Origin of the sequence: Actinomadura alba (assembly GCF_014323705.1) — a bacterium.
Lineage (GTDB): Bacteria > Actinomycetota > Actinomycetes > Streptosporangiales > Streptosporangiaceae > Actinomadura_C > Actinomadura_C alba.
Map to the genome: position 1 here is coordinate 117824 of NZ_JABVEC010000010.1, position 12139 is coordinate 129962.

At 67.2% G+C, this 12139-nt stretch carries 12 protein-coding genes, 1 tRNA gene and 1 pseudogene; 6 read left to right on the forward strand and 8 right to left on the reverse strand.

The genetic code is table 11. From position 1 onward, the window contains the following. Positions 1–221 precede the first annotated feature (221 nt). Positions 222–545, reverse strand: coding sequence for a type II toxin-antitoxin system RelB family anti-toxin (relB, locus tag HKK74_RS15445; protein ID WP_187243905.1), 324 nt, complete (start codon positions 543–545; stop codon positions 222–224). Continuing rightward, a complete protein-coding gene (locus tag HKK74_RS15450; RefSeq protein ID WP_187243906.1) occupies positions 542–934 on the reverse strand; it encodes a type II toxin-antitoxin system RelE/ParE family toxin in 393 nt (130 codons plus the stop codon). The genes relB (HKK74_RS15445) and HKK74_RS15450 overlap by 4 nt, the downstream gene beginning before the upstream one ends. 520 nt (positions 935–1454) lie before the next feature. Here HKK74_RS15450 and HKK74_RS15455 point away from each other — a divergent pair. Next, a complete protein-coding gene (locus HKK74_RS15455) occupies positions 1455–2060 on the forward strand; it encodes an RNA polymerase sigma factor (protein ID WP_187243907.1) in 606 nt (201 codons plus the stop codon). Next, complete coding sequence (locus HKK74_RS15460) at positions 2057–3235, forward strand: CU044_5270 family protein (RefSeq protein ID WP_187243908.1); 1179 nt, start codon at positions 2057–2059, stop codon at positions 3233–3235. Before HKK74_RS15455 ends, HKK74_RS15460 begins: the two co-directional genes overlap by 4 nt. Positions 3236–3354: 119 nt before the next feature. Here the strand turns inward: HKK74_RS15460 and HKK74_RS15465 are convergent, their stop codons facing one another. Beyond that, complete coding sequence (locus tag HKK74_RS15465) at positions 3355–3618, reverse strand: hypothetical protein (protein WP_187243909.1); 264 nt, start codon at positions 3616–3618, stop codon at positions 3355–3357. A gap of 284 nt (positions 3619–3902) precedes the next feature. On the opposite strand from HKK74_RS15465, the gene HKK74_RS15470 reads away from it, so the two are divergent. Beyond that, positions 3903–6050 carry a (Fe-S)-binding protein gene (locus tag HKK74_RS15470; RefSeq protein WP_187243910.1) on the forward strand — a complete coding sequence of 716 codons (2148 nt, stop codon included), beginning with the start codon at positions 3903–3905 and terminating at the stop codon, positions 6048–6050. 84 nt (positions 6051–6134) lie between these two features. Here the strand turns inward: HKK74_RS15470 and HKK74_RS15475 are convergent, their stop codons facing one another. From HKK74_RS15475 to dcd, 5 genes and pseudogenes are all read right to left on the reverse strand, one after another. Then, positions 6135–7055, reverse strand: coding sequence for a glycine betaine ABC transporter substrate-binding protein (locus HKK74_RS15475; protein WP_312881502.1), 921 nt, complete (start codon positions 7053–7055; stop codon positions 6135–6137). A gap of 62 nt (positions 7056–7117) precedes the next feature. Continuing rightward, positions 7118–7840, reverse strand: a pseudogene (locus HKK74_RS15480) (ABC transporter permease); the annotation flags it as partial. 127 nt (positions 7841–7967) lie between these two features. Beyond that, positions 7968–9236 (reverse strand): quaternary amine ABC transporter ATP-binding protein, encoded by a 1269-nt coding sequence (locus HKK74_RS15485; protein WP_187243912.1) that lies wholly within the window; start codon positions 9234–9236, stop codon positions 7968–7970. 300 nt (positions 9237–9536) lie between these two features. Next, the gene (locus tag HKK74_RS15490; protein WP_187243913.1) at positions 9537–10223 is read right to left on the reverse strand and encodes a hypothetical protein; all 687 of its coding nucleotides are present in this window, start codon (positions 10221–10223) and stop codon (positions 9537–9539) included. Positions 10224–10238: 15 nt separating this feature from the next. Beyond that, complete coding sequence (dcd, locus tag HKK74_RS15495) at positions 10239–10817, reverse strand: dCTP deaminase (protein ID WP_187243914.1); 579 nt, start codon at positions 10815–10817, stop codon at positions 10239–10241. A gap of 111 nt (positions 10818–10928) precedes the next feature. Between dcd and HKK74_RS15500 the strand changes: the two genes are divergently transcribed. The 3 genes from HKK74_RS15500 (at position 10929) to relB (HKK74_RS15510) (ending at position 11862) form a co-directional block, all read left to right on the forward strand. Next, positions 10929–10999, forward strand: a tRNA-Gly gene (locus HKK74_RS15500). A gap of 204 nt (positions 11000–11203) precedes the next feature. Beyond that, positions 11204–11566 carry a type II toxin-antitoxin system RelE/ParE family toxin gene (locus tag HKK74_RS15505; RefSeq protein ID WP_187243915.1) on the forward strand — a complete coding sequence of 121 codons (363 nt, stop codon included), beginning with the start codon at positions 11204–11206 and terminating at the stop codon, positions 11564–11566. Between the two features lie 2 nt (positions 11567–11568). Beyond that, a complete protein-coding gene (relB, locus tag HKK74_RS15510; RefSeq protein ID WP_187243916.1) occupies positions 11569–11862 on the forward strand; it encodes a type II toxin-antitoxin system RelB family anti-toxin in 294 nt (97 codons plus the stop codon). Positions 11863–12139: the final 277 nt, after the last annotated feature.

Consider the following 12139-nt stretch of genomic DNA (forward strand, 5'->3'; position numbering starts at 1 on the left):
TGACGATCCCACGGCATCCTCCCGGAATCCAGGGTGATCGCCGGATCGTGAAAGCGATCCGGGACTGTGACGAAGTACGGGTGACCGATGGCCGCCTGAGGAGCGCAAGACCGTGGTCCTGGGTGGCCCTCGCCTAAAAGCCCGCGAATCACGTCGACCGTCAGAGCGACCTCGACGAATAGGCCGCACACCAGCGGTATGAGGTGGCGCCGCGCGTGTCGCTATGCGATGCGCAGGCGCTCGTCGCCGAAGTTGGCGATGACCTCCAGCTCACCGCCCAGGACGCCGATGTAGCGGGCGAGCGTGTCCACCTCGGAGCGGGTGACCTTGCCGCGTTCGATCTCGCTGACCCGTGCCTGAGAGATGCCGAGCCGCTCGGCCACCTGCGTCTGGGTCAGCCCCTGCCGTTGGCGGACCTCGGAGAGCCGGTAGGCACGGACCTCGGCGAGGAGCTGCTCCGCTCCTTCCTCAACGCGAACTCGCTGCTCGGGAGGGAGCTCGGCCATCAGCTCGTCGAAGTTGACGTACCTGCCCTTTCCCTTCATGGGAACCTCCGATCAGTCTCGGCGTCGCCGATGTTCTCGAGGTACGCCTGGTAACGGGCTTCGGCCGCGCGGATCGCGGTTCGATACCAGCGATTCCACTGGCCGGACTTGTCGCCGGCGACCAGGAGCACCGCCTGCCGGCGTGGGTCGAAGAGGAACAGAATCCGGATCTCGGTCCGCCCTCGCGAACCTGGTCGTAACTCCTTCAGGTTGTTCAGCGTGCAATTCGCGAGCGTGTCGACGAGGGGTCGACCGAGAGCCGGCCCTTCGACGGTGAGTACCCGAATCGCCTGCAGGACCTGCTCGTACGATCCGGGATCGGTGTCGTTCAGCGTCATCAGCCACTCGTGGACCTCGGGGACCGCGATGACCGTCCAACTGCCCGTCATGGATGTGACACCTCCACGGTACGTGGCAAACCTTGTACAAGGCAAGCCTTGTCCTTGGCTCGCCCGCTATCGATTCTTGGAACATGTGTTCGATTATTTCGTGGACGTGTGACATCTCCGGGGTAAGCCCTCAGCGGCGTGTCTTCGCGGCGAGAGACGTGGGTGCCGGGTGACGCGGCCGAGCCGACCTGGCTGGTCTCTCAGCAACTGGGCATGCGTCCGGCCACGCCGGCGGACGCGGAGGCGTGGCGCCGGGACGGGTCGCCGACGAGCTTCGCAGCGCCGGGCGCCAAGTGCGTCATCAAGCGTTTCTCGTGCGAGATTCCGAGGATGATGGCGCCCAAAGCGACGAAGATGCCCGAGTCGTATTGAGAGCGGGATCGAGCGGGACTGACGACGCGTTGCCGGGCGGGGACGCCGGCCACGACACACGGGCCGGTGTCCCCGCCCTCGGTGCGTGAAGGGTCATCGGCGGTTCGGTTGAGAACAGGTTGACCCGTCCCCCACACAAGGACCTCACATGGACGAGAGCCACGCACCCGATGCCGCGGCGGGACTGCCCGGCGAAGCGGTGATCGTCAAGTCGTGGCATGAGCCTGAAATGTTCGCTGAGATCTTCCACCGGCACTTCGACGAGATTCACCGCTATGTGCACCGACGGCTCGGGTCCGAGGCCGCCGACGAGATCGCCGCGGAGACGTTCCTCGCGGCGTTCCGGCGACGGCAGCGGTTCGATCCGGATCGCGGGGCCGTACGACCCTGGCTGTACGGCATCGCGACCAACCTCATCGGGTCGCACCGGCGTGCGGAGCGGCGCTTCTACAAGGCGCTCGCGCGGGTCCCGGCCGATGACGTCGTCCACGGTCACGACGACCGGGTCGCCGCACAGGTGAGCGCCGGAGGAGTGAGCAAGGAGCTGGCGGCCGCGCTCGCCCGGTTGTCGTCCGGCGACCGGGACGTGCTGCTGCTCGTGGCGCTCGCCGATCTCACCTATGAAGAGGTGGCGTTGGCGCTCGGTGTGAAGTACGGCACCGTCGCGTCACGGCTGAACCGGGCTCGACGGAAACTCCGCGAGGCGCTGGGCGGGGTCAATCCCACACTGATGATCGAGGAGTCACCCGCATGAACGAGATGCAGATGGTCCGTGACCTGCTCACGGAACCGCCGTCCCCGCCGAGCCACGTCTCGGCCGAGGCGCTGCGCAGCCTGCAGGACGGCATCGCCGGCCGCCGGTCGCCGGCCTCGCGCCTGGGACGGTTCCGCCGGCCGGCGTGGGGGCTCGGCCTGGCCGGGGCCGTGACGGCCGCCGCTCTGGTGGCCACCACCGTGGTCACCGGGCCGAGCGACCAGCGGGCCGAAGGGGTCGCCCAGCAGGAGGTCCCCGGCTCGCAGACCCCTGCGGTCAAGCTGGACGCCCGTACGGTCCTGCTCGCCGCGGCGGATCGGTCGGCCGGGCAGCCGGACCAGGCCGGCGCGTACTGGCATTCCGCACAGGTGAGCCGTCACTACCACCGGACCGGTTCCGCCACGGACCGATACACCGTCTACACCGAGACCCGTGACGAGGGCTGGACGCCGAGTACGCCAGGGCGGGACAGATGGGGTCGCCAGAAGGATCTCGGTACTCGGCCGGCGAGCCCCGCCGACGAGGCCACGTGGCGGCGGGCGGGCTCCCCCACGAAGTTCGCCATCGAGGTTCCCGTACCCGCGAAGCACGGCGAGAGGCCGGGTGGCCAAGCGAAGAGATTCGTCGCCATGGCCGAGCCGAGAGGAGGCGGGGAGCTCAGCCACTCCCCGCTGACCGATGGGGACAAGGTGTACTGGCTCGGCCGCAACGTCACGATGAAGGACCTGCGTGGCCTGCCGACCGACCCGGCGCGGCTGAAGGCCTGGCTGCTCCGGTCCTACGCCGGACACGGCACCGAGTCCACGAGCGACAAGATGTCCTCCGACCAGTGGCTGTTCGTGGTGGCCGGTGGGCTGATCATTGACATGCCGGTGACCCCGCAGGTCCGCGCGGCGGCGTTCAGGATGCTGGCGGCGCTGAAGTCGGTCAAGGCCGTGGGCCCGGTCAAGGACTCCCAGGGACGAGCGGGCACTGCCGTCACCATCGTCGAGAGGACTAAGGGCAACGGTGTCCTGGAGCACCGGCTGCTCATCGACGAGGTGGGCGGACGGGCACTGGGCAAGGACATCGTGATCAGGGAGCCGGCCGGCGCGAACGCGAACCTGCCCGCCGGATCGCTGATGACCTCGTCCGTCGTGGTGGCCGACGAGTGGGTCGACTCGCCGCCCCGCTGATCCACTGTGACGAGCGAGACGTTCGCCATCGCCTGGCGGCGGCTCGGATGAAGGAGGCACGGTGACGCCGGCCCGAGGTGGTGGCCGGCGTCGCCGCTTCCGCGCTTTTCAAGGCCGGATCACCGCTCGTCGCAGAAGACCTCGTCGGTCAGGGCCTCGGAGGCGAGGAACTCCGGCATGCCGTTCGGCGTCGTCGGGCCGCTCACGATCGTCAGCTGACGGGTGCCGTCCTCGGAGTGCACCGAGGTCGTCTTGTGCGGCCGCCGTGTCCCCACACCGTGACTCACGGGTGCCGCCGCCGTCACGACGACGACGACGGCGGCTGCAAGCAGCGCCCCGATCAGCGGCCTCGCACGCCGGTCGGCACGGAATGTAGGTCGCACTATGTCCTCCTCGATGACCCTGTGATCGAGGAGGACGCTACGGAGCGCCGTTCGTCCAGTCATCGGACCGGAAGCCGACCCGGCGTCGGTCCCACGGAGGACACCGAGGCAGACTCAGGGATGATCGGTCGCGGAAGGCCCGTACACAGGAGGGTGTTACCGACGGTACTACTCACCATGGCAGCACATAGCTACTACCGAGTAGTATTCGGGGGTCGTATGCGCAGCAGTCTGTCGCGAGCCCTACGCTGACAGCCAACGCCGTACCTCAGGAGGACGGAACAGTGGTTCTCAGGTTGATCATTGGGCTCGCCGGAACGGCGATCGCCTTGGCCTTCGTCGGCCGGCGGGTGTCGTTCCTGTACCGGCTCATCCGCAGCGGTCAGCCCGACCCGGCGCGGGTCGCGTACGTCAAGGAGAACATCGGCGACGACGTCAAGGGCCAGCTCGTCGAGGTCTTCGGGCAGCGCAAGCTGCTCAAGTGGACCGGCCCCGGCCTCGCGCACCTCTTCGTGATGTGGGCGTTCTTCATCCTCGCGACCGTCTATCTCGAGGCGTACGGCGCGCTGATCTTCGGGCTGGACTTCCACATTCCGCTGGTCGGGAAGTGGGATGCGCTCGGCTTCGCACAGGACTTCATCGCCGTCGCGGCGCTGCTCAGCCTGATCGCCTTCGCGGCCATCCGGATCAAGAACTCGCCGAAGAAGCTGGACCGCAAGTCCCGGTTCAAGGGCTCGCACCTCGGCGGCGCCTGGCTCATCCTGTTCATGATCTTCAATGTGATCTGGACGATGTTCCTGTTCCGCGGCTCCGGTGCCGCCACCGGCAACCTCCCGTACGGCGACGGCGCCTTCGCCTCACAGGCCGTCGGCGCCCTGCTGGACGGGCTCGGTCACGACACCAACGAGATCCTGGAGTCGGTCGGGCTGCTGCTGCACATCGGCGTCATGCTGGTGTTCCTGATCATCGTGGTGCACTCCAAGCACCTGCACATCTTCCTGGCCCCGCTCAATGTCATGTTCAAGCGCCGCCCGGACGGTCTCGGCGCCGCGCAGCCGATGATGAGCAAGGGCAAGCTCCTCGACTTCGAGGAGGCCGACCCGGACGAGGACACCTTCGGCCGCGGCAAGATCGAGGACTTCACGTTCAAGGGCTTCCTCGACTTCGCCACCTGCACCGAGTGCGGCCGCTGCCAGTCGCAGTGCCCTGCCTGGAACACCGGCAAGCCGCTGTCGCCCAAGATGCTGATCACCGACCTGCGCGACCACGCCTTCGCCAAGGCCCCGTTCTTCCTGGCCACCGACGCCGAGCGCGAGAACCTGCCCGAGGACGTCCTGGCCGAGGCCGGTCGGCCGCTGGTCGGCGACGAAGAGGCGAACGGCGTCATCCACCCCGACGTGCTGTGGTCCTGCACCAACTGCGGGGCCTGCGTCGAGCAGTGCCCGGTCGACATCGAGCACGTCGATCACATCCTCGACATGCGGCGCTACCAGGTGATGATCGAGTCGAGCTTCCCGTCCGAGGCCGGAGTGATGCTCAAGAACCTGGAGAACAAGGGCAACCCTTGGGGCATGTCCGAGACCAAGCGTCTCGACTGGATCGAGGATCTCGACTTCGAGGTCGAGGTCATCGACGACAAGATCTCCGAAGACACCGAGTGGCTCTTCTGGGTCGGCTGCGCGGGCGCCCTCGAGGACCGCGCCAAGAAGACCACCAAGGCGGTCGCGGAACTGCTGCACATCGCGGGCGTGAAGTTCGGGGTGCTCGGCCCGATGGAGGCCTGCACGGGCGACCCGGCACGCCGACTGGGCATGGAGTTCGTCTTCCAGATGCTCGCCCAGCAGAACGTCGAGACGCTCAATGAGGCGGGCGTCAAGAAGATCGTGGCGACCTGTCCGCACTGCTTCAACACGCTCGCCAACGAGTACCCGCAGCTCGGCGGACAGTACGAGGTCGTCCACCACACCCAGCTGCTGGCCAAGCTGGTCGAAGAGGGCAGGCTCACCCCGGTCACCCCGATCGAGGAGAACATCACCTACCACGACCCCTGCTTCCTGGGCCGGCACAACAAGGTCTACGCGCAGCCGCGCGACATCATGGCCAAGGTGCCGGGCGTCCAGACGAAGGAGATGCACCGCTGCAAGGACCGCGGCTTCTGCTGCGGCGCCGGCGGCGCCCGGATGTGGATGGAAGAGCGGATCGGCAAGCGCATCAACACCGAGCGCGTGGACGAGGCGCTGGAGACCGACCCCGACACCGTCTCGACCGCCTGCCCGTTCTGCCTCGTGATGCTCGGCGACGCGATCAACGAGAAGAAGAACGCCGGGGCGGCCAAGGAGTCGCTCGAGGTCGTCGACGTCTCGCAGCTGCTGATCAGGTCCATCAAGGGCGAGGGCACCGCGCCGGAGAAGGAGTCCGTCGCCGCCGAGTAGTCCCGCGGGACGTGGAAGCCGTACACGAAAGGGCCGCCCGGTCAGCCGGGCGGCCCTTTCCGTGTGATCTTCAGGTCGTACGGGTCAGCCCGTGATGCTCTTGACGAAGTCCGGGTTGGCCTTCAGCCATTCGTCGACGGCCTTGTCCTCCTGGCCCTTGTACTTGTTGATCGCGAGGTCCTCGAGCGAGCCGAGCTGCTTGTCGTCCATCCGGAACTTCTTCAGCCAGCCCGCGACCTCGGCGAAGTCCTTGCCGAAGTCCTTGCGGCCGACGATGTTGATCTGCTCGGCCTGGCCCATGGTCCCCTTCGGGTCCGCGAGGTCCCGGATGGGGTACGAGGCGTAGGCCCAGTGCGGGCGCCACAGGGTGACGACGATCGGCTTCTGGGCGTCCGTGGCCTTCTTCAGCTCGGCCAGCATCGCCGCCGTCGACGACGGCACGACCTTGAACTCCTTGTCGATCCCGTACCCGGGCAGCATCTTGGTCGAGGAGACCCGCTGCAGGCCGGAGCTTGCCTCGATGCCGAAGATCTTCCCCTCGTACTGGCCGCCCTTGCCCTTGAGGTCCTCGAGCGACTTCAGATCCGAGTAGTTCGGCACCGCGATCGTCAGCTTGGCGCTGTCGTACCAGACACCGAGCTTCTCGAGCTTGTCGCCGTAGCGCTTCCAGTAATCCTCGTGCGTGACGGGCAGCCAGGTGTCGAGGAACACGTCGACGTCGCCCTTCGCCATGCCGGCGTAGAGCGGGGCGGTGTCGAGGTTCTTCAGCTCGACCTTGTACCCCCTGTCCTGGAGGATTCGCTTCCACAGGTAGGTGGCCACGAGGTCCTCGTCCCAGCCGGACACCCAGCCGATCGTGATCTCCTTGTTCGCCGACCCCGACCCCGACCCCGACCCGCCCGTGTCGCCACCGCTGTCACCGCCGCACGAGGTGACCGTCGCGGCGAGCGTGAGCGACAGGGCGATTGCCGCTGCTTTCCTGAGGCTGTTCAGCCTGAAACGCACAAGATGTCCTTCCAATCGACTACAGGACACTGAGCGCCCGAAGGCGCCCAGGACGGTGACCGTCAGGCGCGCGCCGACGCCTTCTCGGCACGCGCGACGGCCGATCGGTCACCGAGTGAGGAGGTGATCCGATCAAGGAAGATCGCCAGGATGACGACCGCCAGGCCGCCTTCGAAGCCGGTGGCGATCTCCAGGCGCTGGATGCCGTCGAGGACGACATTGCCCAGGCCTCCGGCACCGACCATGCCGGCGATGACCACCATCGACAGCGCAAGCATGATCACCTGGTTGACGCCGGCCATGACCGTCGGCATGGCGAGCGGGAGCTGGATCCGGGTGAGGATCCGCCGTGGTGGGGAGCCGAACGCCTCACCGGCCTCGACCACCTCGCGGTCGACGCCGCGGATGCCGAGTTCGGTGAGGCGTACGCCCGGGGGAAGCGCGAACACGACGGTCGCGACCACGCCGGGCACAGGCCCGATGCTGAAGAAGAACACGGCCGGGATCAGGTAGACGAACGCCGGCATCGTCTGCATGAGGTCGAGCGCCGGGCGCAGCACGCGGCTCAGCGAGTCACTGCGGGCGGCCGCGATGCCGAGCGGGATGGCGAGTACGACGGAGATGACGCTCGCGACGAGCACCAGGGCCAGCGTCTCCATCGCCGGTTCCCACTGCCGCATGCTGTCGATCAGTGCGAGGCCGAGCAGCGTGAACAGCGCGAAACGCCATCCGCGCAGCCACAGGGCGGCGACGGCGAGCGCGGCGATCAGTCCGAGGGCGGGCGGCCACAGCAACAGGTCGGCCAGGCCGTTCACGGTGCCCTCGACCGCGGAGCCGATCGCGTCGAACAGCCAGGAGAGATTGTCCGTCAGCCAGTTGACGAGGTTCTCGAACCACGTCCCGACATTGATCCTAGGCATCGACACCGGTGGCCTCCTCTCGCCGCTGCTGTCCGTCGGCGGGTGCTCCGCCCTCGCCGGGCGGTTCCGGTTCGCGGGCGTGGCCGTTGATGGCGCCCAGGGCCGCCAGCAGGGTGACGCGAGGGATCACGCCGAGCAGAGTGCCGGATTCGTCGGTCACGGGGACGGGCAGCGGGCTCTCAGCGGACTGGGCGAAGAGGTCGGCCACGGCGGTGTCCGGGGCCACCGGATCCACGTCCTCGTCGATGAGCCCGTCGAGCTCGGTCTCGTTATTGCTCACCGCGTCGGCGACCGCCTGCGCGTTCACCGTTCCGAGCAGCTTGCGATCGCGGCACACCACGAACGCGGCGGAGGTCTGGTTCTCCCGCATGGTCCGCAGCGCCGTCCGGGGGCCGCCCGTCGAGACCACGGTGGCGAGCGGGCGCTCCATGACGGAGGCCGCGGTCAGCACCCGGGTCCGGTCCACGTCGGCCACGAACTGGGCGACGTAGTCGTTGGCGGGGTCGGTCAGGATCTGCTCGGCCGTCCCGATCTGTACGATCCGGCCCTCGCGCATCACCGCGATGTTGTCGCCGATGCGCATGGCCTCGTTGAGATCGTGGGTGATGAACACGATCGTCTTGCCGAGGTCGGCCTGGAGGTCGATGAGCAGGTCCTGCATCTCCCGGCGGATCAGCGGGTCGAGGGCGCTGAACGCCTCGTCCATCAGCAGGATGTCGGTCTCGGCGGCGAGCGCGCGGGCCAGCCCGACCCGCTGCCGCATCCCGCCCGACAACTGGCCGGGGAGTCTGTCCTCCCAGCCGTCGAGGCCGACGAGGCGCAGGAACTCCTTGGCCTTCTTCTCCCGTTCGGCCTTCGGTACGCCCTGGACCTCCAGGCCGTACGCCGCGTTCGTCAGCACGGAGCAGTGCGGGAACAGGGCGAAGTGCTGGAAGACCATGCTCACCTTGGCCTGCCGGACGGCGCGGAGCTCGTTGCCCCGCAGGCCACTGATATCGACACCGTCGATCTCGACATGCCCGGATGTGGGCGGCAGGAGGCCGTTCAGCATGCGGATCAGCGTGGACTTCCCGGACCCGGAAAGGCCCATCACCACGAAGATCTCGCCCTCGTTCACCTCGAAGGACGCGTCGACCACCGCGGGCGTCACGCCCAGTTTGCGGATCTCGTCGAGAGCGGCGCCCCCGGCCAGGCGGCGGGCACCCTCGTCAGCCTTGCGGCCGAACAGCTTGGTCACGTTTTGTGCGCGGAGTCGGGACACGATCCCCTTTCGGTTGGACCGCGCCAAACCCTGGCGGAAGATCCGCCCCCGGCCGGGAGCGCGCGGTCAGGCTTCACCACGGCGCGCGTACCCCCGCACGCCGCCGAGGTGCTTCGTCCTCAAAAAGAGTGCGAAATCAGCACGACCACGAGCTTTTGTGACTCAGCTCACCAAATCACGTGTCAACTGGACAACTTGGCCATGCGTCTACTGAAAATTATCGGTAACTGGTGAAAATTTCATCTTGTGTGGTTTGAGTCACACTTGTGGCCATACGGGTTTGAGCAGCTCAGGGCGTTGTCAGCCCCGCTCGGGGGACATGAGGTCGGCGCCACTGGTGACGCGGAAGCCGTATCGGTCGATCGCAACCGAGCCCATTTCCGCGAATGCCTCCGCGATCCGCCAGGCCTGTTCCGCCGTCCGCTCGGTGGGCCCGTGCACGTCGTCGATCCCGCACTCGTACAGGGCGTTGGACTGCGCCAGCGGCCCGAGCGCGGCGGCGAGTGATCCCCGATCGGCCGCGTGCACCTCCCGGGCCGAGACGGTCAGTTCGCTGTTCTCGTCGATGAACCAGAAGAGCCCCAGCGCGGCGTCCTCCCGGATCGCCACACTCGGCAGGAAGGGACGCAGCAGCGTGGCCGGCTCAACGGGCAGCAGCGTGCGCGGGACGTAGACCCGCAGCATGTCCTCGATCGGCTCGTCGTGCTCTCCGGGCGCGGGCGGCTCCACCGACCAGGTGCCGCCGAGGTGGTGGTGCAGGGCCCGGGCCAGCCGGTACGCCCCGCTCGGCTGATGTGCCCTGTTCCTCACCTTCAGCGTCTCACCGTCGCAGACGACCGAGATCTGCCCGGCCACCGTGATCCTGCGGCGCCTGCGCCGGGCGTACGGGTCGTACCGCCGCAGAAGCCGTTCGACCTCGTCGATACCGACGCCCTCAGGCAGGCTCAGGGTCGGAACGGCCGCACGGCGGCGCGTCGACAGTCGCATGGCCGGCCCCTCGGGTCAGACCTTCGTACGGTGGAAGTTGAGGTAGGAGCGAGACGGCGTCGGGCCGCGCTGGTCCTGGTAGCGCGAGCCGTACTGGGAGGAGCCGTACGGGTGCTCGGCGGGCGAGCTGGTACGGAACAGGCACATCTGGCCGATCTTCATGCCCGGCCACAGCTTGATCGGCAGCGTGGCGACGTTGGACAGCTCCAGCGTGACGTGGCCGGTGAAGCCCGGATCGATCCAGCCCGCGGTGGAGTGGGTCAGCAGCCCGAGGCGCCCGAGCGAGCTCTTGCCCTCCAGCCGGGCCGCGATGTTGTCGGGCAGCGCGAAGATCTCGTACGTCGACGCGAGGACGAACTCCCCGGGGTGCAGGATGAACGCGTCGTTGTTCCCCTCGACCTCGACGAGCCGGGTCAGGTCGGACTGCTCCTCGGCCGGATCGATGTGCGGGTACTTGTGGTTCTCGAACACCCGGAAGTAGCGGTCAAGGCGCACGTCCACACTGGACGGCTGGACCATGCCGGGATCGTACGGGTCGATCTTGACCCGTCCGGACTCCAGCTCAGCTCGGATGTCGCGATCGGAGAGCAGCACGTCAGAAAACTACCGGGTCCGACGGACCACTCGTGGCGGTACGCGCGGTCTCGCGGTACGGTCGGCTTCCGGTAGCATGTGCGGACGGTCGCCTTCCAGCGGGCGGCCAACGCGGGTGTAGTTCAATGGCAGAACATTAGCTTCCCAAGCTAATAGCGCGGGTTCGATTCCCGTCACCCGCTCAACAGCGAAGGCCCAGGCCAGGGACATGATCCCCAACCTGGGCCTTGATCGTTCCTGTGATCTCGCGAGCAAGACGCCACCAACAGACCGCGGCGATGTACGGCTCCTGTTAGCCGGCGTTGCTTGGCGCATCACCTCGTAGTCGGCAGTCTCGGTTGTCACCCGCTGGCCTCATAGCACAGGATGCATATACCATTAGATGCATGGGGCTCTTGTATGTCATCGAGATCGAGCCTGAGGTCGAGGCTTGGCTGGACTCCCTCACTGATCGGGAGTATGGCCGTGTGATGGCGTACGCCGAGATGCTGGCAGAGGAAGCTCAGACGCTGAGTGAACCGTATGCGCGGCATCTCGGCGACGGCGTGCGGGAGTTGCGTATCCCGTTGCACCCGTTAGACATGCGCGTCTCGTACTGGCTCGGGCCGGGCCGACGGGTCATCTTGCTCACGGTCTTCCGGAAGACCAGGGGCAGGGAGACCGCTGAGGTGGAGCGAGCCAAGCGTGCCCAGAAGGAGTGCGAGGCCGAGCACGGCCACGCCGGACGTGTCTACGACAGGGAGGTCTGATCATGAGTGAGCACGCCCAGTGGGACCTTGGCCGCCGTGGTCGCGACAGCGCGGAAGTTCGGGCTGGGTACGACGAGGCCAAGCGCGCCATCGCGATCGGTAAGGCGGTACGGGAGCGCAGGCTTGCGCTCGGCCTCTCCCAGACCGAGCTGGCCAAGCGGGCAGGGATGACACAGCCCGCATTGTCCCGTCTAGAAGCCGGCGGTACGGTGCCGACCATCCCGGTCTTGGAGCGGCTTGCCGGGGCGATGGACGCTGAACTCGTGGTGGGGATCACTCCGCACGCTGCGGCGTGACCCGTCAAGCGCCGGGCTCGTGCAACTAGCGTGCAATTAGCGAGGGTGAACAGGGGCCAAGAACGGATACTCGTGGTCACGCCCAAGACCAGGTCAGCGCCCATGACGGGCAGGATCGGTCTGATTCCCAAGCTAATGTTCAAGACGGCAGCCGTGAGTGGTTGAGCGCCGTTCTGGCTAGGGGCTCCCGCTTCCGTTCCTCGGGCTTTGGCCTGGTCAGAAGCTGAGGCTGATCGCCGCGGAATGCCCTTCCTGTCCCGGCTGTCAGTACGACGAT